Raw genomic sequence first — 21,440 nt, 5'->3', positions numbered from 1 at the left:
CGGCGATTCTTCGCGGGCCTTGAGGGCCGCAATCGCCGGGAATGGGGAGGGAAGCGCCCGTTGATCGGGCGTTTGCGCGGAACTCAGGCCTTGCTCAAGCGCCGCATGCGTTCGCTGGGGGTGACGATGTCGGTCAGGCGGATGCCGAACTTGTCGTTCACCACCACCACCTCGCCCTGGGCGATCAGGTAGCCGTTCACCAGCACATCCATCGGCTCGCCGGCCAGTGCGTCCAGCTCCACCACCGAGCCTTGAGCCAGTTGCAGGATGTTCTTGATCGGGATGCGCGTGCGGCCCAGTTCAACCGTCAGCTGGACCGGAATGTCCAGGATCATGTTGATGTCGTTGCCGGTGCTGGGCAGCGAGGTGGGCGCAAAGTTGTTGAAGCTTGCCGGCGCCACCTGCTCGGTGGGCGTCTGCACCTCTTCGGCCACGGCCGCACCGCCGCCCCCTGCCTCCGCCAGGGCCGCAGCCCATTCGGCCGCCAGGGCGTCCTGGTCGTCGCCGCCAGTTGAAGGATCGTCAGGTGTCATGGCGTGCTCCCAACCAGGATTGGGTGGACCCGGTCAGCATTTCGTGGATCTTGATCGCGTAGCGGTTGTTGCTGGTGCCGTAATGGCAGTCGAACACCGGCACCCCGTCGACCTTGGCCTTGATCATGGGCTCCAGGTCCAGCTCGATGAAGTCGCCGGGCTTCAGCGCGAGCAACTGCTCGATGGTGGCTGGCGCCGTGCCCAGCTCGGCCACCAGCTCCACCTCGGCGGCCTGGATCTGCGTCTTCAGCAGGTTGATCCAGCGCCGGTCGGGTTCGGAGGAGTCGCCCTGCGTGGTGCTGTACAGCACGTCGCGGATCGGCTCCAGCGTGGAGTAGGGGATGCAGAAGTAGATCGTGCCGGTGGTCTCGCCCACTTCCAGCGTGAAGCTACTGGAGACGACGATTTCGCTCGGCGTGGCGATGGTGGCGAACTGCGGCTGCATCTCGCTGCGCTGGTATTCCAGCTCCAGCGGGTAGATGCCGCGCCAGGCCTTGTGGTACTCGGCGCAGATCACTTCCACCAAACGCGTGATGACACGCTGCTCGGTGGGGGAAAAATCGCGGCCCTCGATGCGCGCGTGGAACTTGCCGACGCCGCCGAACAGCGAGTCGATGACGGCGAACACCAGGGTCGGGTCGCAGACGATCAGGCCGTTGCCGCGCAGCGGCTTGACCGACATGATGTTGAAGTTCGTCGGCACCACGATCTCGCGCAGGAAGTGGCTGTACTTCTGCACCTTGATGCCGCCGATGGCCACTTCCGGGCTCTTGCGGATGAAGTTGAACAGGCCGACGCGGATGTTGCGGGCGAAGCGCTCGTTGATGATTTCCATCGTGGGCATGCGCCCACGCACGATGCGTTCCTGGCTCGCGAGGTTGTACTCGCGTATGCCACCTTCCGCGACTTCTTCCTCTTCGAGCTTCTGGCTTTCGCCGGTGATGCCCTGGAGGAGTGCGTCAACTTCGTCTTGCGACAGGATCTGCTGGTTCATATCAGCTCCTGTTCACTGCACGATGAACTGCGAGAACAGCACGTTCGTCACCGGTAGGTTGGGTTCGGCCTTCTTCTTTTTCTTCTTCTTTTTCTTCGGCGTGTCGGTCTCTTCGTCGGGCGGAGCTTCTTCTTCCAACTCCACCTCGATGCCCAGCGGGCGTACTGCCTCGCGCTGGATTTCCTTCTGCAGCCGCTCCTTGCCTTCCTTGCTCAACAAGTCGGCCGCGCTCTTGTGGGCCAGCACCATCAGCACGCCCGAGCGGATGCTGGGCATGTAGCTCTTGAGTTCGTCGGCGGTCTTTTGATCCACCACCTCCAGGCTGACGGCGACCTGCGCGTAGCGGTCCACTTCCTTGTCCGTCAGGTTGACGGTGAAAGGCTCGACCGGCAGGTAGACCGGCGGCGTGCCCGACTTGGCCTTGGGCTTTGCCTTCTCCACCTGGGCGGTGGTGTCTTCTTCGGCCCCGTCCTCTTCCTCCGCGGTGTGCTTCTTCTTGAGCAGTAGCAGGGCTGCGGCCGCACCGACGAGCACGACCACCAGCCCGATCACGATGATCATGATCAGCTTCTTCTTGCTGCCGGCGGCAGGGGCGGCAGCTTCGGGCGCGGCGGTGGCCATGCAATCTCCTGGTGACTTCGGCGGGCAGGGGGACCCACCGTTCCATTATTGGCAGTGCAGCTGGGGGCGAAAGCTCCAATCAGGCGTGGGTTTCAGGCGTAAAGGTCCAAAAGTCCGCGCGATGCGGGTTTGCGGGGCTGCGGAGTGTTGGGGCTGGAGGGCTCGCCGGCCCAGGGGCTGGCGGAGCGCGGGCGACCGTCGCCGCGGCCGTCCTGGCCCTGGGCCGCAGCGCCCTGGGCCGAATCACGCCCGCTGCCGGTGTGCACATCGGCGCGGCCCAGGCTCAGGCCCTCGCTCTTGAGGGCCTGGTTCAGCTCGGCCACGCCGGCCTGCAGGGCCTCGCGGGTCTGGCTGTGCTCCACCACGAACTGCACCTGCGCCTGCTGGCCGTCCAGCAGGATGCGCACTTGCACCGGCCCGAGTTCGGCCGGGTTGAGGTTCAGCTGCGCCTGCTGCACGCCCTCGCGCACCCAAACGGCCACCTGGGCACCCAGCTCCTGCGCAAAGCCGGCCTGGCCGGGCGCGTGGCGCATGTAGGCCGAGCCGACCGGGCTGCCGCCGCTGAGCGGCAGGGCCGGGCCGCTCGCCGGGGCGCTGCCGGCCAGCGGGGGCAGCACCTGAACGCCGGGTTCGGACCGTGGCGCCTGCGCCTCGGCCGCGGCAGGGTGATGGAGGCCGGCGGCCGCCGCTGCGGCGCTGGCCTCGGGCTGTACCGCCGCCGCGGCGCTGTGGGCCAACGGGGGTGTCTCCGGCGGAGTGGGCGGCGTGTCGGGGGTGGCTGGGGTCAGCGCCGAGGTGGCGTTGCTCAGATCCAGCGGGGCGGCTTCTTGCTCGCCATTTCGCTCGGTCTTGATGGGCAGCTCAGCGCCCGGGGCGGACTTGGCCCCTGCCGCCGGCTTGGCGCCGGGTGGGCTCTCCTCCGCTGCCGCAGGGGTGGCCGTCACTGGCGGGCTGGCGGCCGCGTGCAGGGCGGCGCGCACGCTGGTGGCGGCGGTGGCGGCGGGCCGAACGGCCTCAGGGCCTTCGGCGGCCTGTTCCTCTGCGGGCCGGACCTGCGGCGCCACGGATTCGGCCAAGCTGTGCGCCACCTGAGTCTGACCGGGGTTCGAGCCCTGCTCGGGCGGGCTGGGCGCCGTGTCCTTTGTGGTCTCCGGTGCGGACTCTTGCTGGGGGGCCGACAGCAGGGCGGCGATGGCCTCCTGCACGCTGGCCGCGTCGGCGCCGGCGGTTTCTTCCTCCGCGGCCGCGGGCTTGGCCGTGCCTTCGGCCGCGCTGGCCGTGGTGTCGGTGGCCGGCGCCATGGCGGGGGCCGAACCGGATGGTGCGCCGGCCTTGGCATCGCCAGCACCCGCACCAGCACCACCGCTCGGCTTGGCGGCCGTCTTCGGCTTGCGCAGTGCAGCGCTTGGCTCCGCGGCCCGCTGGGGTTCGGGGCTGAGCTCGGTGCTGGGCTCGCGCTCCGTACGCGGCGTGTCGCGTTCCTGCGCGCGGGCGGGTTCGGAGGGGCGGGTCGCTGGCGTGCTGGGAGCGTTCGATGCGCTGGGGGTTGGCGTCCGGCGCGCGGTTTCGCGTTCGACCGTCGGCCGGGGAAGCTCTGCGTGGCGCTCCAGCCCGGGCGGGGCTTGGCTCGGGGCCTGCAGTTGCAGGGCCAGCAGATTGGCAAAGCCCGCGCCGGCGCGGCCGGGCTCGGAGGCCGGGGCGGGCTGGGGGCGCAGGTCCTGCGTGTGCAGGCTCAGGGCGGGCGTAGGCATGGGCGGTCTCTCGGTTTCAGGCCTTGGGCAGGCGCGCGCTGCGCGCGGCCCATTCGTCATTCAGCTTCTGTTCCTGGCGGTGCGCCTTCTGCAGGGCTTCGGCCTGGCGGCGTTCAATGAGCTTGCGCAGCGAGGCCACGCGCAGTTCACGTTCCTGCAGTTCGGTGCGCTGGGCCTGCCAGCGCGCTTCCAACACCTGGACGAGCTGGCCTTGCTGGCCGATGGCTTCGCGCAGGCGGCCGCCGTAGTTCTGGTAGCACTGCAGGGTCTCGATGCCCAGGCCGCTGCGGGCCTGGCCCTGCCAGCGCTGGTGGTACTCGCCCTGGTAGTTTTGCAGATCGTCGGCCTGGGCCTGGGCGCGGGCCAGGCGGGTCTGGGCCTCGCTGGCGGCGGCCAGGGCCTCGTCGCGCGCGCGCTCGGCCTGTTCGAGCAGCAGGGTGAGCGTGTCCAGGCCGGCCATGATGGGTTCAAGCGTTCAGCACGCCGCTAAGCTGCGCCACCGCCTGACCCAGCGTGGCGGGCGCGTGCATGTCCTGTTGCAGCAGGCGGCTCATCTCGCCGTGCAGGCGCACGGCGGCGTCCAGGTCGGGGTCGTGGCCGGGTGCGTAGGCGCCGAGTTGGATCAGGTCGCGCGCCTTGTTGAACTTGGCGAGCAGCTGGCGGAAGCGGCGCGCCTGCTCGATGTGCTGCTGCGGCGCCACCGCCGGCATGACACGGCTGATCGAGCGCTCGACATCGATGGCCGGGTAATGACCCGCCTCGGCCAGCTCGCGGCTGAGCACGATGTGGCCGTCCAGGATGCCGCGTGCGGCGTCGGCAATCGGGTCCTGCTGGTCGTCGCCCTCGCTCAGCACCGTGTAGAAGGCGGTGATGCTGCCGCCGCCCGGCATGCCGTTGCCGCTGCGCTCCACCAGCTGCGGCAGCTTGGCAAAGCAGGAGGGCGGGTAGCCCTTGGTGGCGGGCGGCTCGCCGATGGCCAGGGCGATTTCGCGCTGCGCCTGGGCGTAGCGGGTCAGGCTGTCCATCAGCAGCAGCACATGCTGGCCGCGGTCGCGGAAATGCTCGGCAATCGCGGTGGCGTAAGCAGCGCCCTGCATGCGCACCAGCGGCGGGGCATCGGCGGGGGCGGCCACCACCACCGAGCGGGCCAGGCCTTCCTGCTCCAGGATGTCCTCGATGAACTCCTTGACCTCGCGGCCGCGCTCGCCGATCAGGCCGACGACGATGACGTCGGCAGCGGTGTAGCGGGCCATCATGCCCAGCAGCACCGACTTGCCCACGCCGGTGCCGGCGAAGAGGCCGATGCGCTGGCCGCGGCCCACCGTCAGCAGGGCGTTGATGGCGCGCACGCCGGTGTCCAGTGGCGTGCGCACGGGGTCGCGGTCCATGGCGTTGATGGGCCGGCGCACCATCGGTTCGCGGCTCACCTCGTGCAGCGGGCCCAGGCGGTCCAGCGGGTGGCCGTGCGCGTCCACCACGCGCCCCAGCAGGCCGGGGCCCATGGGCAGGTGCAGGCCGCGGTCGGCGTCGCGCCGCCAGGGATGGCGGGCCTCGCCCAGGCGCGGCGGGCGCGGCGGAGTGTTGCGTGGGCGCACCTTGGCGCCGCTGGCCAGGCCGTGCAGTTCGTCGGTGGGCATCAGGAAGGCGCGGTCGCCGCTGAAACCCACCACCTCGGCGCGTGCGGGGCGGTCGCCAGGGCGGGAATCGGGCATCTGGATCTCGCACAGCGAACCCACCGGCACCTGCACCCCGCTGGCTTCCAGCACCAGGCCGGCCACGCGCGTGAGCTTGCCCGCGGGCTCATAGGCCAGGGGCTCGGCCGCATGGCGTTGCAGCTCCCCAAGGAACTGGCCCCAGCGTTCGATGCGCGGATTGCTCATGTTTCCTCAACCAGATCGTCGCCCGCGTCGGGCGCTTGCCACTCGCTGCGCGAACCCAGCTGCGCCGCCGCCTGGCGCCAGCGCTGAGCCACCAGCGCGTCCACGCTGGCGATGTCGGATTCGACCCGGCAGCCGCCGCGCTCCAGGCTGGCGTCGGGCATCAACTGGGCGCCGCGCGCCTTCAGGGTGTCGGCCGCGCCGGCCTGCACCAGGGGCAGGTCCTCGGGGTGGACGAAGACGCGTACATGGCGGGCGCTCAGCATCAGGGCCTCGATGGCGTCGTGCGCCACCTTGGCGATGTGCTCGGGGTGCTGGCGCAGTTCCTCGCGCACCACCTGCTTGGCCAACTCCACGGCGGTGTGCGTCAGGGCCTCGGCCATGCGCTGCTCCAGCTCCTGGAAGGCGGCGTCAAAGCTTTCCACCAGGGCACCGAGCTGGCGGGCCACCTGGCGGGCATGGCTCTGCTTGAAGGCGTCGGCACTGGCCTGGCCGTCGCGCAGGCCGTCCTGGTAGCCGGCCTGGCGGGCGGCGGCCAGCAGCTCGCGTGGATCCAGCGGCGGGGGAGGGGGCGGCGGCGCCTCGGCCTTGGGTGCCGGCGCGCTCACCGGCGGCCGGGCCGTGGGCGCGCCACCTAGCGAGTCGGGCTTCCAGACCTGGGCGCCCTCCAGCTCCTCGCGCGGGATGAAGCGCCCATAGCTGGGCTTGGCCGCCGTGCCCTGCGGCGGCGGAACGTTGCGGACCGTCTTGGCGTTCATATAGCCGAAGGATGACATGGGGCGGCCGCGCGTGGTTTACAGGAATTGATCGTCCCCGCCGGTGGCGAGCACGATCTGGCCTTCGTCGACCAGGCGGCGGACGATCTTGAGCATTTCCTTCTGCTCGGCTTCCACTTCCGACAGGCGCACCGGGCCGCGCGACTCCAGGTCCTCGCGCAGTGTCTCGGCGGCGCGCGTGGACATGTTGCGGAAGATCTTCTCGCGCAGCTCCGGGTTGGCACCCTTGAGGGCCAGCACCAGCGACTCGCTCTGCACTTCCTTGAGCAGGGATTGGATGCCCTTGTCGTCGATCTTCTCCAGGTCGTCGAAGGTGAACATGTTGTCCATCACCTTCTGCGCCAGCTCGGAGTCGAGTTCGCGGATGTAGTCGAGCGCCGAGGCCTCGGTGGCGCTGCCCATCATGTTGATGATCTCGGCCGCGGCCTTCACGCCGCCCAGGCTCGACTTCTTCATGCGGTCGCCGCCGGCCAGGATCTGGCTCATGACCTCATTTAGATCTTTCAGCGCGGTGGGTTGCACGCCGTCCAGGGTGGCGATGCGGATCAGCACCTCGTTGCGCTGGCGCTCGGTCCACATCTTCAGGACGGAGCTGACCTGGTCGAAGTCCAGGTGCGCCAAGATGGCGGCGACGATCTGCGGGTGCTCGTTGCGCAGCAGCTCGGCCACCGATGCCGGGTCCATCCACTTCAGGCTCTCGATCGAGGAGACATCGCTGCCCTGCAAGATGCGGTCGAGCAGCAGATTGGCCTTGTCCTCGCCCAGTGCCTTGCGCAGCACTTGGCGCACGTACTCGTCGGTGTCCGACACCAGCATGCTCTGCGTGCCGGCAATCTTGTCGAACTTTTCCAGCACGTCCTCGACACGCGTGCGCGGCACCACCTTGAGCTTGGCGATGGTCTCGCCCAGCTTCTGCACTTCCTTGGGCTGCAGGTGCTTGAAGACCTCCGAGGCCTCTTCCTCCCCCAGAGTCATCAGCAAGATGGCTGCGTCTTCTACGCCCTTGTCGTCCATAGCGGGTCCTTAAATCGTGGGTTCTTCGCCGTTGATCCAGGCGCGCACGATGTTCGCCACCGCCAGCGGGTTGTCCTTGGCCAGTTCGCGGGCACGCTGCAGCTTGGTCTGGTCCAGCGGCGCTTCCAGGCGCGGCAGGGCCTCCTCCGGCGCCGGCAGGGCCGCCTGGTCACCCACCACCTCGGAAAGCGTGGCGCCGGGCTTGCCGGTCGGGCCCTTGGTGTCGTCCGCGGCCGGGTAGGCGGCGCGCAGGGCCGGGCGCACCATGCCGAAGACCACGATCAGGGCCACCAGCACCAGGGCCAGCGGCACGGCGCCAAAGCTGAACAGTTCGCGCACCACGGGCTTTTCCCAGATCGGCACGTCAACGGTCTCGACCTTGGGCTGCACGAAGGGGGTGCTGACGACCTGCAGGGTGTCGCCACGCTGCTCGACGAAGCCGATGGCCTCGCGCACCACCGCATTGATGCGATCGATCTCGGCCTGCGGCAGCGCCTCGGTGGTGGTCTTGCCCTTGGCGTCGGTCTTGCTGCGGTGGTTCAGCACCACGGCAGCGGCCAAGCGCTTGACGGTGCCGGTGGCATTGCGCACCACACGCACGGTCTTGTCCACCTCGTATTGGCGCACTTCATCGCGGCGGGTACTGCCGCTGCCGCTCCCACCGGCGGCCTGCAGCGGCGCGGACGCGCCGTTCACCGGGGCGGTGGCCGGCACGGGCGGCTGGTTGCTCACCGCGCCGGGGATGCCGGTGGGTGGGGAGGTGGCGGTGTTGCTGCTTTCGTTGAGCGTGTGGCTGCGCAGCGCCTGCTGGGCGTTGTTGCCCTGGTTGGGGGCGAAGGCCTCGCTGGTCTGCTCGCTCTGCGAGAAATCGAGGTCGGCCGTCACCGTGGTGCGCAGGTTCTCGCGCCCCACCATGGGTTCGAGCAGGGCTTCGATGCGGCGCGTCAGTGTGGCTTCGAGGTTCTGCTTGTAGAGCTGCTGCTGGGCATCCAGGCCCAGGCCGCTGGCTTCGTCTTCGTTGTTGGAGAGCAGCTTGCCGGTCTGGTCCAGCACGCTGACCGCGCGCGGGTTGAGCTCGGGCACCGAGGCCGAGACCAGGTGCACGATGCCGGCGATCTGCGCCCGGTCGAGCATGCGGCCGCCGCGCAGCTGCAGCATCACCGAGGCCGAGGGCTTCTGCTGTTCGCGGAAGAAGCCGGTCTGCTGCGGAATGGCCAGGTGCACGCGCGCATCGGACACATCGGCCAGGGCGGTGATGGTGCGTGTCAGCTCGCCTTCCAGCGCGCGCTGGAAGTTCAGGCGCTCGTTGAACTGGGTCTGACCGATTGAGGGCTTGTCGAGCAGCTCGAAGCCGACCAGACTGCCCTTGGGCAGGCCCTGGCTGGCCAGCTTCATGCGCACGTCGTACACCTGGCTGGCCGGCACCAGGATCGTGCCGCCCGGCTCGCTCTTGTACGGCACCTGCATCTGCGCCAGCTGGGCGATGACGGCGCCGCCATCCTTGTCGGCCAGGCCGGTGAAGAGCGGGCGGTAATCGGAACTGCCGGTGCGTGAACTCAGCAGCACCAGCACGGCCACGAGCAGCAGCAGACCGAGCCCCAGGCCGATCTGGTTGCGGCGGGGCAGCTGCTGCAGGCGCTGCGTGAAGCTGGGCGGGCCAGCGGGCACGACGTCGGCAGGTGGGGGGGCAGCGAGGGCGGACTCCATGGCGGCCGATTATTTGGACGCGCTCCCTCAAGTAGGCGCCGATCAGGCCGATAAAGCCAGCCCTTATGGCGGCTTGGTGGCGGCTGGCGCGCGCCTAAGCTGCTGCCCATCATGAATCCGGTGCAGCTCAAGCCCTTCGACTTCGCCAGTGCCGTGGCGCGTGCGGGCATGAACCTGCCGGCCGCGCAGGCCGGCAAGGCGGTCGGGGCTGGCAACTTTGCCGACGCCATGAGCCAGGCGCTCAAGGCCGTCAGCCAGCAGCAGCTGCAGGCCCAGGGCCTGCAGCGCGAGCTGCAGCTGGACAACCCGACCGTCAGCCTGGAAGAGACCATGGTCTCCATGCAGAAGGCGCAGGTGGGCTTCCAGGCCGTGATGCAGGTGCGCAATCGGCTGGTGTCGGCTTACTCCGACATCATGAACATGCAGATTTAAGGCCCCCCCGAAGGCGCCAAGGGCGCCTTCCCCCCAGGGGGCGCCACCTGCAGACCGGCGGAGCCGGATCTGCGGTGGCACTGGATCGCGCAGTGCGGCTACTCAGTAGATCCTTGCGGCGCGGCCGGCGGTGCTGCAAGCTTGGAGCGGCCTTGCGGGTCGAGTTTCAGAGTTTGGATACGCCGTTGGTTTTCAACGGTTTGAAGCTGCGCAGGCCTTGATGCTTCAGCGCAAGCCTCGTTGGCGGCGCTGCAGGTTGTTCAGGTACAGCGCCAGCTGCCGCTCGGTTTGCGCGCTGAGGCCGACGAACGCGCAGCCCACCCGCATGTCGGGCTCGCCGCGGGTTTCGTCCAGGTGCTGGACCTGCAACTGCAGCGCCACCCGCTGGTCACGCCCGAGCTCCAGCTCCACGCCGGGCAGCAGGTCGCCGGGGCGCGGCAGAGGCTGGCTCGCCGGCCAGAGCAGGGACAGGCCGCCGGCGCTGAGGTCGGCCGTGCGCAGGCACAGGGGCAGCGCGCCTGGGCGCGGCAGCCAAGCGCGGGGGTGGTGCAGGCTGGTGGGCTGTACGCGGAACGCCTGGCGGCGCTGGTGCCGGCGCAGCAACGCCGGCAGCGGCAGGCAGAGCAGGGGCAGGCCGCCGTCGACACGCAGCTCGCGCGCGGCCGGCAGTTCGAAGTCCAGGCGGATGCGGTTCAGCGTGGCGTGGGCCTGCACCGGGCCCTTCAGCACCCAGGCGGGTGCCTCGGGCTTGAGGCTGGGCAGGCGCAGCTCCAGGGCGTGGCTGCCGGGCTGCACCTGCTGGGCTTGCAAGGTCCAGCTCTGGCCGTCCGGGCCTTCCAAATGGACGCTAGCCTGCTCGTCCACCAAATCCTGGAACCAGGCGCCGATTTCGGCGGGGTTCGCGATGTCGAGATCGGCGAGGGATTCGGGACGATTCATGGGGCGGTAGGCCCCGAAGGGTGAGGGGGCGGCAGGGCCGAATCAGTGTACGGTCTGCCCCTTGGCCTGGGCACGCAGACCCAACTCGTCCATCCAGGGCTCCGCCAGCTGGCGGATCTCGGCGTCATTCAGCAGGATGCGCTGCATGATGCGCGCCTTCAACGGCGCCTCGTCACTGGCCAGGGTCTGCGTGTCTGCAGCCGTCTTGAGCTGCGAGATCAGCAGCGCGCAGGCCCCTTCCATCCGGACCACTTCATCCCAATCGCCCTGACGGGCGGCGGAGAGCATTTGGGCGCTGGCCTGTTCGATGGCTTCGTAATAGCTAAGGAGTTGGGCGTTCATGGGCGGCAGCGTTCAAAGGCAAGGGGAAAGGATCAAGCGGCGACCGGGTTGCTCTCCACCCGCGGAGCGATCGCTCCCCAGGCTTCCTGCACCGGCTGCAGCAGCTTGCGCACTTCAAGAATCGCCTCCAGGTCGTCGCGCAGATTGGCCTGGGTCAGGCGCAGACTGGCGTAGGCGTAGAGCTCGCTGAGCTGGCGGGCCAGCGGCCCGCCGGCCTCCAGATTGAGACCGGCCTTCAGGCCTTCGTCGAGGATGCGGACGGCACGCGACAGCGCCCGCGCCTTCACTTCCCGCTCACCCGCCTCAAGCGCGCCCTGCGCCTGCGCCAGGGCCGAAAACAGGCCGTCGAACAGCATGGCGATCAGGCGGTGCGGGCTGGCGTCGTGCACCTCGGTTTCGAGGCCCACCCGCGTGTACATATTGCTGGGCCGGTAGTGGCGGGGCGCAAAGGGGGAGGCTTGGCCGTACATGGTGGGATTCCTGTGTGTGACAGGTTTTCGGCGCGGTGGGGGGCAACTTGAGTCGCTTTCAGCGCGGGAAAGCGCCCTCCGATCGGTGCATTTCACGGCAATTGCTCGGCGCCGGCAAGGCCCCAGCGGAGGCCCCAAAAGCAAAACGGCCACCGCCCCGTCGGGGAGGTGGCCGCACCTGCCACGGGCTGGTCTTAGAGCTTCTGCAGCTGCTGGTTCAGGTAGGACGACAGGCCCTGCATCTTGCCCATCGTGGCGTCGAGCGCGGTGTACTGCGCGCGCAGGCGCTTTTCCACCAGTTCTACGCGGCGTTCTACCTGAGCCTCTTGCTTGCTGGTTTCGTCGATGCGGGTCTGGATGCCCTTCTGGCGGTTCGTGACCCGCCCGTCGACCGAGAGCAGGTCGTCCGTCAGCTTGCGCAGGCGCACGGCCAGGCCGCTGTTGCCGGCTTCGAGCTCATCCACAGCCGAGAAGAAGGCCTTGAGGTCACTGCCTTTGTCCAGCGCGGCGTCCAGCTTGGTGTCGTTCACCTTGAAGGTGCCATCGCTTTGCGGGTCAAGACCGATCTCGGCGAAGCGGGTCAGGGTGCCGCCCAGGCTGGTGTTGCCGCCGCCCAGGCCGCGCAATTGATTGAGCACGCTGGTGGCCGTGCTGTCACCCAGCAGCGGACCGCCGGTCTTGCTGCCGGGGTCGTAGCGGCTTTGCTCGCGCAGGAACTTGACGGTCTCGTTGTAGGCGTTGGCGAAATCGGTGATGGACTTCTTGATCGCGGACTTGTCCTGCGCCACGGTCAGGGTCACCGGGTCGGCACTGACCTTGCCCAGTGTGATTGTCAGGCCGGACACCGCGCCGGTGACGGTATTGGTAGCCGAAACGATGTCGATGCCATCGATGTTCGCCTCGGCGTTTTGCGCGGCCTGCTTGCGGGAACTGGTGTTGACGCCGGTGGCAAGGTCGTAGGCGAGGGCGGAGAGGCCGCTGGTGTCGGTGTTGTTCCCGTCGTCGTCCGCCACGCTGACGCGGAAGGCATTGGCGGCGCCGGGGTCCACGCCGCGCATCACCAGGCGCGAGCCGTTGGCATCTGACACCACACTCGCGACGATGCCGCGCTTCATCGCGTTGATCTTGTCGCGGATCTGCTCCAGCGCGTCCTCGCCGGTGGCGACCGGGATGATCACCGAGGTGCGGGTCGGGTCGGCGTCGAAAGTGAAGCCACCCATGCCGTCGTCCGTGTAGGAGCCGAAATCGATGGTGATGGTGCCAGTGCCCAGGGCGCTGCCGCTGGGCACGGCGTTGGTGGCGATCGACTGGGCGGCGGCCAGCTTGTCGACCCGCACGGTGTAGCTCCCCGCCGTGGTGCCGGTTGCGGCGGTGGCGCTGGCCGTGGTGGCATTGCTGCTGGTGGCGGTGACGGCGCCGAAGGTGTCGGCGCGCGTCAGGCGGGCCGCGGCGTCACGCAGGGTGGAAAGGTTGGACTGCAGCTTGCCGTAGGCCGAGAGCTGGGTCTTGAAGCCCGTGGCGCGCTGCTGGATTTGCTGGATGGGCGTGCGCTCGACAGCCACCAGCCGAGAGATCAGGGTCTCGACGTCCAGGCCGCTGCCGATGCCGGCTGAAGTGATGGTGGCCATGGTGGAACTCCTTACTCTCCTTCATGCACTAAGGGCGAACGCCCCGAAATGGGAGGTTCGCCCAGGCTGTATCGGCGGGGTTGCGGGCAACTTTAGGCCCTGAACGAAGAATTTTTTCGTTCAGCGCAGCAGTTGGAGCACCTGCTGCGGCAACTGGTTGGCTTGCGCCACCATCGCCGTGCCGGCCTGCTGAAGGATGTTGGCCCGGCTGAGGTTGGACGTTTCGGCCGCGTAGTCGGCATCCATGATGCGGCTGCGGGCGGCCATCTGGTTCTCGTAGGCGATCTGCAGATTGGTGATGACTGCCTCGAAGCGGTTCTGCTGGGCGCCCAGGGTGGCGCGCTCGCCGTTGATCAGATCGAAGGCGGTGTCGATTTCCTGGATCACGACGGCCAGGTCGTCGATGGTGGTGGTGCCATTGATGACCCGGCGGCCGGAGCCAGCGTTGTCGGAACCTGCCACCGTCACGATCTCCGGCGCCACCGAGAGGTCGGTGGTGGTGAAGTCGATGATGTCGTTCGGCGTGGTGTTGGGGCCGATCTGGAAGGTCTGCGTGCCCGCCGCCTGGGCCAGGATGGCCTTGCCGTTGAAGGTGGTGCCCTGGATGATCCGCTGGATTTCCTTGGACAGCTCGCCGAATTCCTTGTCCAGCGAGTCCTTGTCGCTGCTGGAATTGGTGGCGTTGCGCGCCTGCACGGTCAATTCGCGCATGCGCTGCAGGTTCTCCGTGACCTTGGCCAGCGCACCTTCCGCCACCTGGGCCAGCGAAATGCCGTCGTTGGCATTGCGCATGGCCACCGCCATGCCGCGGGCCTGGGCATACATGCGCTCGGCAATCGCCATGCCCGCCGCATCGTCCTTCGCCGAATTGACCCGCAAGCCCGATGACAGCCGCTGCGTCGCCGTGAGCAGCGAGTTCTGCGACATGTTCAGGTTGCGCTGCGCATTCAGCGAAGCGATGTTCGTATTGATGATCTGAGGCATGACGGCACTCCTTGCTGCGTTTGCCGCCGCGCACGAAAAGGGCGGCGGCGTCGAGCGGCACAAAGGCCGTCTCTATGGCGCAGATTCTTGGAGTGAGGTCGCTGCCTCAAAGGGCCGATAAGAGCCTGGAAAAGCAGCCAAACCCCGCCCGTAGAGGGTGAGGTTCAGTTCGCTGTGGCCTCTCCTAGGCGGCCGCCGCGAGACGGCGGCCGTCCTTCGGCCGGGGTCGATGGGTCCTCAGGACCCTTCTCGCTCCGGCCTCGCCCAGCCGGCCGCCGCGAGATGGCGGCCATCCTTCGGCCGGGGTCGATGGGTCCTCAGGACCCTTCTCGCTCCTGCCTCAGCCACGCAGCAGGGTCAACACGCCTTGGGGCAGGGCGTTGGCCTGCGCGATCATCGAATTGCCGGCCTGCTGCAGGATGTTGGCGCGGCTCAGGTTGGCGGTCTCGACGGCGAAGTCGGCGTCCATGATGCGGCTGCGCGCAGCCACCTGGTTCTCGTAGGCCACCATCAGGTTGCTGATGACGGCCTCGAAGCGGTTTTGCACGGCGCCGTAGGTGGCGCGCTCCCCGTTGACGGCGTCCAGTGCGGAGTCGATGTTGTCGATCACCGTGGCCAGGGCGGCGGCGTCACCGGTCAGGTTGTCGGCGGCCACCGCCACGATGTTCGGATCGGCCGTGAAGTCCTGGGTGGTGACGGTGATGATGTCGTTCGGCGTGGTGTTGGCGCCGATCTGGAAGACCTGATCGCCGGCGTTTCCGCCCACCACGGCCTTGCCGTTGAAGGTGGTGCCGGCCAGGACGCGACCGATTTCCGCATTGAGCTGCTGGAATTCCTTGTCCAGCGAGGCCTTGTCGGCATCGGTGTTGGTGCCGTTGCGGGCCTGCACGGCCAGTTCGCGCATGCGCTGCAGGGCGTCGCCCACCTTGGAGAGCGCGCCTTCAGCCGTCTGCGACAAGGAGATGCCATCGTTGGCGTTGCGGATGGCCACGGCCATGCCGCGGGCCTGGGCGTTCATGCGCTCGGCGATCGCCAAGCCGGCCGCGTCGTCCTTGGCCGAATTCACGCGCAGGCCCGAGGACAGGCGCTGGGTCGAGATCAGCAGCGAAGCCTGGCTCATTGCCGTGTTGCGCTGCGCATTCAGGGACGCGATGTTGGTATTGATGATGGCGGGCATGAAGCACTCCTCTCAAGGAAGAACGGGGGTACAGACCGGCATGCAGCTTGAGCGCCCGGTGCCGGTTGGCACTGGGGGCCGCTGAGCGGCTGCGATCCCGATGGATCCCTTTTCGTCGAGAGCGAGGGCGACTTGAGCCGAATACTGAATAGCGGGGTGTTTGAGGTTCTTTTCTTGCGGCCGACCGGCGCTGGGCCCTGAAATTGACCGCCCCCCGTGCGCGGGCTGGGGGTGCGGTCAAGGTGGGGCTTGTGCTGGTGGGCTCAGGTTGTCCGCTTCTTGGATGAGCTCCGTCGTTTGCGCGACAGAGAGGCCGGCGGCTGCACCAGAGGTCAGCGAGGCCGGCCAGGCTTCATCGAAGCAAGGACAGCACTTGCTGCGGCAGGGCGTTGGCTTGGGCAATCATCGAGGTGCCGGCCTGTTGCAGGATCTGGGCCCGGCTCAGGTTGGCGGTCTCGATGGCGAAGTCGGCATCGGTGATACGGCTCTTCGCTGCGGCCTGGTTCTCGGACGAGACCATCAGGTTGCTGATCACGGCGTCGAAACGGTTCTGCACGGCACCGTAGGTGGCGCGCTGGCTGTTCACCGTGTTCAGCGCGGTGTCGATGTTGTCGATCACCGTAGCCAGGGCGGTGGAGTCGCCGGTCAGGTTGCCGCCGGTCACGGCCGTGATGTCGGCATTGCCGGTCATGTCGGTCGTGGTAACGGTGATGATGTCGTTGGCCGTGGTGTTGGCGCCGACCTGGAAGACCTTGTCACCGGCATTGGCGCCGACGATGGTCTGACCGTTGAAGGTGGTGCCACCCAGCACGCGGCCGATTTCCGCGCCCAGCTGCTGGTATTCCTGGTCCAGCGAGGTCTTGTCGGCATCGGTGTTGGTGCCGTTGCGGGCCTGCACGGCCAGTTCGCGCATGCGCTGCAGGGCGTCGCCCACCTTGGACAGCGCGCCGTCGGCCGTCTGGGCCAGCGAGATGCCGTCATTGGCGTTGCGGATGGCCACATTCATGCCGCGAACCTGGGCATTCATGCGTTCCGAGATCGCCAGACCGGCGGCGTCGTCCTTGGCGGAGTTCACGCGCAGACCCGAAGACAGCCGTTGCACGGCGAGGGTCAGGGACTGCTGGCTGGCGGCGGCATTGCGTTGCGCGTTCAGCGAGGTGATGTTGGTATTGATGATGGCGGGCATGGTGCGTTCCTTTCAGCTCGGATGAACAAGGCCCGGCATGGGCCCGTGGAGAGGTCTTGCGACCCCGCCCGGCCCTTCCGCTTCCACTGTCTGGACCCCTTGCGGAGTTCGGGCCTGAAGCTGGTCTGCCGGACAACGTGATCCGTCGCCAGATCCGTTGTGTTGGTTGTCGGCAGCCTGCGTTAGGAACTTAAGAGCCAACTGTCAATACCCTCGATCTTTCGATAAGCAGGGCTTTCAAGTGCCAATTAATTGTGATCTTGGGCGGGGGCGCTGCGGAAGAGGGGCGGGGTGGGGTGCTTGTGCAGCGATCTGGGCGGCTGAAGCGGCGCAATTCCGCCGCTTGAGCCGGGGGCGAAATTCCTAAAGTTTGTTTGCCCGATGCCGAGCGCGCGGGCGCACCTCGTATTCATCCAGCGGCTTGCACAGCAGGCCCAACCCGGAGCCGCCGCCATGTCTGCACTGTCGACCGTGACCCCCACCAATGACCTGGGCCAGCGCATGGCCGCCTCCGGCGTGGTGCCGGCGCCGGGTCAATCCATGAACGAGGCCATGGCGCTGCTGGCCGCCGCGCGCAATGCGGCCTATGCCGAGGCGGCCCGCGGCCGACTCGGGCATGGGGTGACGGTGCTGCTGCGCGCCCTCAACACCCAACCGGCCAGCTTCGACCTCAAGTCCGACATGGCAGCGCTGCTGCTGTCGGCCGGTGAACTGGCCCATGCGGCCTCCTACGCCCGCGGGGCGCTGGCGGTGCAGCCTACCCATGGGCCCAGCCTGTATGCGCTCGGCTTTGCGCTCAGCGGCCTGGGCGAGGCGGAGGAGGCCCAGCGCATCCTGCGCCGGCTGCAGCGCGGCAAGCCCCGCGCCAGCCTGCTGGCCGAGGCGCCGGAGCTGCTGCCGGTGGTGAAGGCGGAGCTCAAGCGCCTGCAGCAGCTCTCCAAGCCACGTCGCTGACCGGCGTGTAGGAATTTGTCTGACAGCCGGGCCTGGAAAGGCTGACGGCGCAGCTGGAAAGGGCCTGATTTCGGGCCCTTTCTTCGTTTTTCAGAATCCGGCTCCATGGCGTCGCACTTCGCGGCGCTGCTCAAACAAGGAGCGAGCCGTGAGCCCTGACCAAATCCTGGCCGAGATCCGCGAGACCAACCTCTCGTACCTGATGCTGGCGCAAAGCCTGATCCGCGCCGACCGCGAACAGGCGCTCTACCGCCTGGGCCTTTCGGAAGAGACGGCCACCTTGCTGGCCCAGCTCTCGCCCGCGCAGATCATGAAGCTGGCCGGCTCCAGCACCCTGCTGTGCCGCTTCCGCATGGAAGACGATCTGGTGTGGAGCCTGCTGACCAGCAGCCACAAGCCCAGCGTGAACGAGCAGTCGGCCCGCCTGCATGCCTCGATCCTGATGGCCGGTCGCCACAGCGAAACCGCCTGATCTCGAATCCCTCAGAGAGGAGCCAGCATGGCCCGCGTCAAAAGCATCCTGTCCGAAGCCCGCCAGATCGAGCGTGCCGTGACCCTGATCCACCTCGGCGCGCGCCTGCAGGTGCTGGAGTCCGAGACCGAGCTGAGCTACGAGCGCCTGCTGCGCCTTTATAAAGAGGTGTCGGGCCGCTCGCCCTCGAAGGGGCAGCTGCCGTTCTCGACCGACTGGTTCATGACCTGGCAGCCGAACATTCACGCCTCGCTGTTCATGAACATCCATGAGTACCTGAACAAGGCGGCGGCGCTGGATGAGATCGACACCGTGATCAAGGCCTACCAGCTCTATCTGGAGCACACCCAGGCGCAGAACATCGAGGCGCTGCTTTCGGTCACGCGCGCCTGGCGTTTGGTCAAGTTCATCGACAACGGCATGCTGACCCTGACCGCCTGCACGCGCTGCCGCGGCCAGTTCGTCACCCACCCGCACGAGATGGCGCGCCACTACGTCTGCGGCCTGTGCAACCCGCCGGCGCGCGCCGGCAAGGGCCGCAGCCCCGATCTGGCCAGCACGCACTGATGGGGGAGAGCCTGGCTCGGCTCTGGCCGCTGTCGGCCCTGCTGAGCTGGGCGCTGGCCTGGGCAGCTTGGCAGGCGCTCGGGCCCGGCTGGTCTGGCGGGCTGGCACTGCTGGCGGTGTCGCTGGCCTGTGCCCTGCTGCACCGCCGGCCCTGGCGCCGCTTGTGGGTGGCGCTCGGCTTGCCGCTGGGCCTGCTGCTGTCGCAGGCGGCCTTGCCGGCCGGCTTCTGGCTGGTGCTGGCGGTTGCCCTGCTGGCGCTCTACCCGCGCCGGCTCTGGGGCGATGCCCCCCTGTTCCTGACACCCCGCGGTGCTCTGATTGAATTAAGCGCGCACCTGCAGCTGCCGGGCGCACCGCGGGTGCTGGACGCCGGCTGCGGCAGCGGCGCCGGCCTGCGCGCCTTGCGCGCCGCGCTGCCGTCCGCCCAACTGGCGGGGACCGAGGCGAGCTGGCCGCTGGCCTTGTGGGCGCGCTGGCGCTGCCCCTGGGCCCAGGTGCGGCGCGGCGACATGTGGGCCGACAGCTGGCGCGAGCTCGATCTGCTCTACCTGTTCCAGCGCCCCGAGACCATGACGCGGGTGCTGGCCAAGGCACGCGCCGAGCTGCCGCCCGGCGCCTGGCTGCTCAGCCTGGACTTCGAGCTGCCCGGCATCCGCCCCCACGCGCAGTGGCCCTCTATCGGCCGTCACCAGCTCTTTCTTTACCGTGCTGAAGACTTGAATTGACCGTGGGGTTTGGCCTGTTTGCCCGCGGTCGCCCGTTTGAATCCCTGCACAATCGCCCGACGTTCCGCTCACCCACACCCCCATGTTCGTCATCGTCGGCTGGGTCATCATGCTCGTCTGCATCTTCGGCGTGTTCATCGCGCACGGGGGCAATATCGGGGTGATCCTGCACGCGCTGCCCTTCGAGCTGACGACCATCTTCGGGGCCGCGCTGGGCGCCTTCCTGGCCAACAACCAGATGCCCGTCATCAAGGCCGCCGCTTCTGGCCTGGGCATGTGCTTCAAGGGCAGCAAGTACACCAAGGCGCGCTACCTGGAGCTGATGGCGTTGCTCTATGACATCCTGCAGAAGGCCCGCAAGGAAGGCCTGATGTCGATCGAGAAGGACGTCGAGGAGCCGGAGAAGTCGCCGCTGTTCCAGAAGTACCCGAACGTCGGCACCGACCACCATGTGACCGAGTTCATCACCGACTACCTGCGCATGATGGTGAGCGGCAACCTGAATGCACACGAGATCGAGGCGCTGATGGATGCCGAGATCGATACCCATCACGCCGAGGCCCATGCCCCCGTGGCCGCACTCAACCGCCTGGCCGGCGGCCTGCCGGCCTTCGGCATCGTGGCCGCCGTGCTGGGTGTGGTGAACACCATGGGCTCGGTCGGTCAGCCTCCGGCGGTGCTGGGCGGCATGATCGGCTCGGCGCTCGTCGGCACCTTCCTGGGCATCTTCCTGGCCTACGGCTTTGCCGAGCCGCTGGCTGGCCTGCTGGAGCAGAAGCTGGATGAGGCGGGCAAGGAACTGGTGTGCATCAAGACCACGCTGCTGGCTTCCATGCAGGGCTATGCGCCCCAGGTGGCGGTGGAATTCGGCCGCAAGGTGCTGTACTCGAACGTGCGGCCCACTTTTGCCGAGCTCGAAAGCCACGTCAAAAAGAAGTAAAGAGGCGCGCTAGCCATGGCAGGCGACACCAAGAAGCTCCAGCCCATCATCGTCAAGAAGGTCAAGAAGGGCGGCCACGGAGCGCACGGTGGAGCCTGGAAGATCGCCTACGCCGACTTCGTCACGGCCATGATGGCCTTCTTCCTCTTGATGTGGCTGCTGGGCAGCACCACCGAGGGCGACCGCAAGGGCATTGCCGACTATTTCTCCTCGCCGCTGAAGATCGCCATGCTGGGCGGCTCAGGGGCGGGCGATGCCTCCTCCGTCGTCAAGGGCGGCGGCAAGGACCTGACGCGGCAGGATGGCCAGGTCAAGGATGGCGACATCGAGGCCGCCAAGCGGCTCTACAACCTCAAGGCGCTCAAGGAAGAGCAGCGCCGTGCCGAGCGCTCGCGCCTGCAGGAGCTCAAGCAGAAGGTCGAGGAGAAGATCAAGCTCAGCCCCGCCTTGTCCGCCCTGGGTGGGCAGATCAAGCTGGACATGACGAAGGAAGGGCTGCGTATCCAGATCGTCGACGAGGGCAACCGGCCGATGTTCGACTCCGGCTCGGCCGTGGTGAAGCCCTATATGCGCGAGCTGCTGCAGGAACTCGGCGCCGTGCTGGCCGAGGTGCCCAACCGCCTGACCGTCGAGGGGCATACCGACGCCAAACCCTTCAGCGCCGGCGAGCGCGGCTACAGCAACTGGGAATTGAGCGCGGATCGCGCCAATGCGTCACGCCGCGAGATGGTCGCCGGGGGTTTGCCCGAGGCCCGCATGCTGCGTGTGCAAGGTCTTGCTTCGAGTAAGCTTCTTGACACCCAGGCGCCTGAAAGTCCCGCCAACCGTCGCATCAGCATCATCGTGATGAACCGGGATGCCGAGGACGCCGTGCTGAAGAACCTGAGCGATGAGGAAGAAGCGGCCCCGCCCGCTGCCGCCGCATCGCCTCCCGCTTGAGAGAAGAGAAGGATTGGCCCATGAGCACCGACATGCGGTTTTTGATCGTTGACGATTTCTCCACCATGCGGCGCATCGTGCGCGGCCTGCTGAAGGAGATCGGCTACACGAACGCTGAAGAGGCCGAAGACGGCGCTGAAGCGCTGAACATGCTGCGCGCCTCGAAGTTCGATTTCGTCGTCAGCGACATCAACATGCCCAATATGACGGGCTTCGAGTTGCTGAAGGCGATCAAGGAAGACGCCAACCTCAAGCACCTGCCGGTGCTGATGGTGACCGCCGAGGCACGCAAGGAAGACATCGTGCTGGCTGCCCAGACGGGTGCAGCGGGCTACATCGTCAAGCCCTTCACGAAGGCCACCCTCGAAGAGAAGGTGCAGAAGATCATCCAGAAGATGGCTGCGGCATAACC

Annotated in this window: 24 protein-coding genes; 8 read left to right on the top strand and 16 right to left on the bottom strand. The window is 67.7% G+C overall.

Features of this window, described 5'->3' with window-relative positions; translation table 11 throughout:
* Positions 1 to 83 precede the first annotated feature (83 nt).
* The 9 genes from fliN to fliF all read right to left on the bottom strand — a co-directional run bounded on the left by fliN (position 84) and on the right by fliF (position 9,273).
* Positions 84 to 533, bottom strand: coding sequence for a flagellar motor switch protein FliN (gene fliN / locus ACE3QP_RS12560; protein WP_374436516.1), 450 nt, complete (start codon positions 531 to 533; stop codon positions 84 to 86).
* Positions 523 to 1,527 (bottom strand): flagellar motor switch protein FliM, encoded by a 1,005-nt coding sequence (gene fliM, locus ACE3QP_RS12555; RefSeq protein WP_374436514.1) that lies wholly within the window; start codon positions 1,525 to 1,527, stop codon positions 523 to 525. The genes fliN and fliM overlap by 11 nt, the downstream gene beginning before the upstream one ends.
* Before the next feature lie 12 nt (positions 1,528 to 1,539).
* Complete coding sequence (gene fliL, locus ACE3QP_RS12550) at positions 1,540 to 2,148, bottom strand: flagellar basal body-associated protein FliL (RefSeq protein ID WP_374436512.1); 609 nt, start codon at positions 2,146 to 2,148, stop codon at positions 1,540 to 1,542.
* Between the two features lie 92 nt (positions 2,149 to 2,240).
* On the bottom strand, positions 2,241 to 3,899 hold the full coding sequence (locus ACE3QP_RS12545; protein WP_374436511.1) for a flagellar hook-length control protein FliK: 1,659 nt from the start codon (positions 3,897 to 3,899) through the stop codon (positions 2,241 to 2,243).
* A 16-nt stretch (positions 3,900 to 3,915) separates the two neighbouring features.
* A complete protein-coding gene (gene fliJ / locus ACE3QP_RS12540) occupies positions 3,916 to 4,359 on the bottom strand; it encodes a flagellar export protein FliJ (protein WP_374436510.1) in 444 nt (147 codons plus the stop codon).
* Positions 4,360 to 4,366: 7 nt separating this feature from the next.
* Entirely contained in the window at positions 4,367 to 5,779 is a 1,413-nt protein-coding gene (fliI, locus tag ACE3QP_RS12535; protein WP_374436509.1) for a flagellar protein export ATPase FliI, read from the bottom strand.
* The gene (locus ACE3QP_RS12530; protein ID WP_374436508.1) at positions 5,776 to 6,534 is read right to left on the bottom strand and encodes a FliH/SctL family protein; all 759 of its coding nucleotides are present in this window, start codon (positions 6,532 to 6,534) and stop codon (positions 5,776 to 5,778) included. The genes fliI and ACE3QP_RS12530 overlap by 4 nt, the downstream gene beginning before the upstream one ends.
* Before the next feature lie 36 nt (positions 6,535 to 6,570).
* Positions 6,571 to 7,566, bottom strand: a complete 996-nt coding sequence (gene fliG / locus ACE3QP_RS12525; RefSeq protein ID WP_374436507.1) for a flagellar motor switch protein FliG — start codon at positions 7,564 to 7,566, stop codon at positions 6,571 to 6,573.
* Positions 7,567 to 7,575: 9 nt separating this feature from the next.
* Entirely contained in the window at positions 7,576 to 9,273 is a 1,698-nt protein-coding gene (fliF, locus tag ACE3QP_RS12520; RefSeq protein WP_374436506.1) for a flagellar basal-body MS-ring/collar protein FliF, read from the bottom strand.
* 111 nt (positions 9,274 to 9,384) lie between these two features.
* On the opposite strand from fliF, the gene fliE reads away from it, so the two are divergent.
* Positions 9,385 to 9,705 carry a flagellar hook-basal body complex protein FliE gene (fliE, locus tag ACE3QP_RS12515; protein WP_374436504.1) on the top strand — a complete coding sequence of 107 codons (321 nt, stop codon included), beginning with the start codon at positions 9,385 to 9,387 and terminating at the stop codon, positions 9,703 to 9,705.
* 225 nt (positions 9,706 to 9,930) lie between these two features.
* Here fliE and ACE3QP_RS12510 read toward each other — a convergent pair whose 3' ends face one another.
* The 7 genes from ACE3QP_RS12510 to ACE3QP_RS12480 all read right to left on the bottom strand — a co-directional run bounded on the left by ACE3QP_RS12510 (position 9,931) and on the right by ACE3QP_RS12480 (position 16,431).
* Entirely contained in the window at positions 9,931 to 10,644 is a 714-nt protein-coding gene (locus tag ACE3QP_RS12510) for a flagellar brake protein (RefSeq protein ID WP_374436502.1), read from the bottom strand.
* A gap of 42 nt (positions 10,645 to 10,686) precedes the next feature.
* Positions 10,687 to 10,986 carry a flagellar protein FliT gene (locus ACE3QP_RS12505; RefSeq protein WP_374436500.1) on the bottom strand — a complete coding sequence of 100 codons (300 nt, stop codon included), beginning with the start codon at positions 10,984 to 10,986 and terminating at the stop codon, positions 10,687 to 10,689.
* Positions 10,987 to 11,018: 32 nt separating this feature from the next.
* Complete coding sequence (gene fliS / locus ACE3QP_RS12500; protein WP_374436498.1) at positions 11,019 to 11,456, bottom strand: flagellar export chaperone FliS; 438 nt, start codon at positions 11,454 to 11,456, stop codon at positions 11,019 to 11,021.
* A 194-nt stretch (positions 11,457 to 11,650) separates the two neighbouring features.
* Positions 11,651 to 13,084: a flagellar filament capping protein FliD gene (fliD, locus tag ACE3QP_RS12495; protein WP_374436496.1), complete on the bottom strand. Its 1,434-nt coding sequence runs from the start codon at positions 13,082 to 13,084 to the stop codon at positions 11,651 to 11,653.
* A 120-nt stretch (positions 13,085 to 13,204) separates the two neighbouring features.
* On the bottom strand, positions 13,205 to 14,068 hold the full coding sequence (locus ACE3QP_RS12490) for a flagellin (RefSeq protein WP_198109496.1): 864 nt from the start codon (positions 14,066 to 14,068) through the stop codon (positions 13,205 to 13,207).
* Between the two features lie 340 nt (positions 14,069 to 14,408).
* On the bottom strand, positions 14,409 to 15,245 hold the full coding sequence (locus ACE3QP_RS12485; RefSeq protein WP_198109495.1) for a flagellin: 837 nt from the start codon (positions 15,243 to 15,245) through the stop codon (positions 14,409 to 14,411).
* A gap of 352 nt (positions 15,246 to 15,597) precedes the next feature.
* Complete coding sequence (locus tag ACE3QP_RS12480) at positions 15,598 to 16,431, bottom strand: flagellin (RefSeq protein WP_198109494.1); 834 nt, start codon at positions 16,429 to 16,431, stop codon at positions 15,598 to 15,600.
* Between the two features lie 453 nt (positions 16,432 to 16,884).
* Here ACE3QP_RS12480 and ACE3QP_RS12475 point away from each other — a divergent pair, with 453 nt between their 5' ends.
* The 7 genes from ACE3QP_RS12475 (at position 16,885) to cheY (ending at position 21,438) form a co-directional block, all read left to right on the top strand.
* Positions 16,885 to 17,385, top strand: coding sequence for a tetratricopeptide repeat protein (locus ACE3QP_RS12475; protein ID WP_198109493.1), 501 nt, complete (start codon positions 16,885 to 16,887; stop codon positions 17,383 to 17,385).
* 148 nt (positions 17,386 to 17,533) lie between these two features.
* Positions 17,534 to 17,857: a flagellar transcriptional regulator FlhD gene (flhD, locus tag ACE3QP_RS12470; RefSeq protein ID WP_198109492.1), complete on the top strand. Its 324-nt coding sequence runs from the start codon at positions 17,534 to 17,536 to the stop codon at positions 17,855 to 17,857.
* Positions 17,858 to 17,884: 27 nt separating this feature from the next.
* Positions 17,885 to 18,424 (top strand): flagellar transcriptional regulator FlhC, encoded by a 540-nt coding sequence (gene flhC, locus ACE3QP_RS12465; protein WP_198109491.1) that lies wholly within the window; start codon positions 17,885 to 17,887, stop codon positions 18,422 to 18,424.
* On the top strand, positions 18,424 to 19,149 hold the full coding sequence (locus tag ACE3QP_RS12460; protein WP_374436493.1) for a trans-aconitate 2-methyltransferase: 726 nt from the start codon (positions 18,424 to 18,426) through the stop codon (positions 19,147 to 19,149). Before flhC ends, ACE3QP_RS12460 begins: the two co-directional genes overlap by 1 nt.
* A gap of 82 nt (positions 19,150 to 19,231) precedes the next feature.
* A complete protein-coding gene (gene motA / locus ACE3QP_RS12455) occupies positions 19,232 to 20,089 on the top strand; it encodes a flagellar motor stator protein MotA (protein WP_198109489.1) in 858 nt (285 codons plus the stop codon).
* A 15-nt stretch (positions 20,090 to 20,104) separates the two neighbouring features.
* Positions 20,105 to 21,028 carry a flagellar motor protein MotB gene (gene motB, locus ACE3QP_RS12450; protein ID WP_374436491.1) on the top strand — a complete coding sequence of 308 codons (924 nt, stop codon included), beginning with the start codon at positions 20,105 to 20,107 and terminating at the stop codon, positions 21,026 to 21,028.
* 20 nt (positions 21,029 to 21,048) lie between these two features.
* On the top strand, positions 21,049 to 21,438 hold the full coding sequence (gene cheY / locus ACE3QP_RS12445) for a chemotaxis response regulator CheY (protein ID WP_198109487.1): 390 nt from the start codon (positions 21,049 to 21,051) through the stop codon (positions 21,436 to 21,438).
* Positions 21,439 to 21,440 lie beyond the last annotated feature (2 nt).

The organism is Inhella sp. (assembly GCF_041912635.1).
Classification (GTDB): Bacteria; Pseudomonadota; Gammaproteobacteria; order Burkholderiales; family Burkholderiaceae_C; genus Inhella.
This window is presented reverse-complemented; position numbering and strand designations above follow the sequence as displayed.

What these genes read in the sequence shown, in the direction of transcription:
- fliN (WP_374436516.1), bottom strand. Translation starts at nt 533, where the DNA reads ATGACACCTGACGATCCTTCAACTGGCGGCGACGACCAGGACGCCCTG.
- fliM (WP_374436514.1), bottom strand. Translation starts at nt 1,527, where the DNA reads ATGAACCAGCAGATCCTGTCGCAAGACGAAGTTGACGCACTCCTCCAG.
- fliL (WP_374436512.1), bottom strand. Translation starts at nt 2,148, where the DNA reads ATGGCCACCGCCGCGCCCGAAGCTGCCGCCCCTGCCGCCGGCAGCAAG.
- ACE3QP_RS12545 (WP_374436511.1), bottom strand. Translation starts at nt 3,899, where the DNA reads ATGCCTACGCCCGCCCTGAGCCTGCACACGCAGGACCTGCGCCCCCAG.
- fliJ (WP_374436510.1), bottom strand. Translation starts at nt 4,359, where the DNA reads ATGGCCGGCCTGGACACGCTCACCCTGCTGCTCGAACAGGCCGAGCGC.
- fliI (WP_374436509.1), bottom strand. Translation starts at nt 5,779, where the DNA reads ATGAGCAATCCGCGCATCGAACGCTGGGGCCAGTTCCTTGGGGAGCTG.
- ACE3QP_RS12530 (WP_374436508.1), bottom strand. Translation starts at nt 6,534, where the DNA reads ATGAACGCCAAGACGGTCCGCAACGTTCCGCCGCCGCAGGGCACGGCG.
- fliG (WP_374436507.1), bottom strand. Translation starts at nt 7,566, where the DNA reads ATGGACGACAAGGGCGTAGAAGACGCAGCCATCTTGCTGATGACTCTG.
- fliF (WP_374436506.1), bottom strand. Translation starts at nt 9,273, where the DNA reads ATGGAGTCCGCCCTCGCTGCCCCCCCACCTGCCGACGTCGTGCCCGCT.
- fliE (WP_374436504.1), top strand. Translation starts at nt 9,385, where the DNA reads ATGAATCCGGTGCAGCTCAAGCCCTTCGACTTCGCCAGTGCCGTGGCG.
- ACE3QP_RS12510 (WP_374436502.1), bottom strand. Translation starts at nt 10,644, where the DNA reads ATGAATCGTCCCGAATCCCTCGCCGATCTCGACATCGCGAACCCCGCC.
- ACE3QP_RS12505 (WP_374436500.1), bottom strand. Translation starts at nt 10,986, where the DNA reads ATGAACGCCCAACTCCTTAGCTATTACGAAGCCATCGAACAGGCCAGC.
- fliS (WP_374436498.1), bottom strand. Translation starts at nt 11,456, where the DNA reads ATGTACGGCCAAGCCTCCCCCTTTGCGCCCCGCCACTACCGGCCCAGC.
- fliD (WP_374436496.1), bottom strand. Translation starts at nt 13,084, where the DNA reads ATGGCCACCATCACTTCAGCCGGCATCGGCAGCGGCCTGGACGTCGAG.
- ACE3QP_RS12490 (WP_198109496.1), bottom strand. Translation starts at nt 14,068, where the DNA reads ATGCCTCAGATCATCAATACGAACATCGCTTCGCTGAATGCGCAGCGC.
- ACE3QP_RS12485 (WP_198109495.1), bottom strand. Translation starts at nt 15,245, where the DNA reads ATGCCCGCCATCATCAATACCAACATCGCGTCCCTGAATGCGCAGCGC.
- ACE3QP_RS12480 (WP_198109494.1), bottom strand. Translation starts at nt 16,431, where the DNA reads ATGCCCGCCATCATCAATACCAACATCACCTCGCTGAACGCGCAACGC.
- ACE3QP_RS12475 (WP_198109493.1), top strand. Translation starts at nt 16,885, where the DNA reads ATGTCTGCACTGTCGACCGTGACCCCCACCAATGACCTGGGCCAGCGC.
- flhC (WP_198109491.1), top strand. Translation starts at nt 17,885, where the DNA reads ATGGCCCGCGTCAAAAGCATCCTGTCCGAAGCCCGCCAGATCGAGCGT.
- ACE3QP_RS12460 (WP_374436493.1), top strand. Translation starts at nt 18,424, where the DNA reads ATGGGGGAGAGCCTGGCTCGGCTCTGGCCGCTGTCGGCCCTGCTGAGC.
- motA (WP_198109489.1), top strand. Translation starts at nt 19,232, where the DNA reads ATGTTCGTCATCGTCGGCTGGGTCATCATGCTCGTCTGCATCTTCGGC.
- motB (WP_374436491.1), top strand. Translation starts at nt 20,105, where the DNA reads ATGGCAGGCGACACCAAGAAGCTCCAGCCCATCATCGTCAAGAAGGTC.
- cheY (WP_198109487.1), top strand. Translation starts at nt 21,049, where the DNA reads ATGAGCACCGACATGCGGTTTTTGATCGTTGACGATTTCTCCACCATG.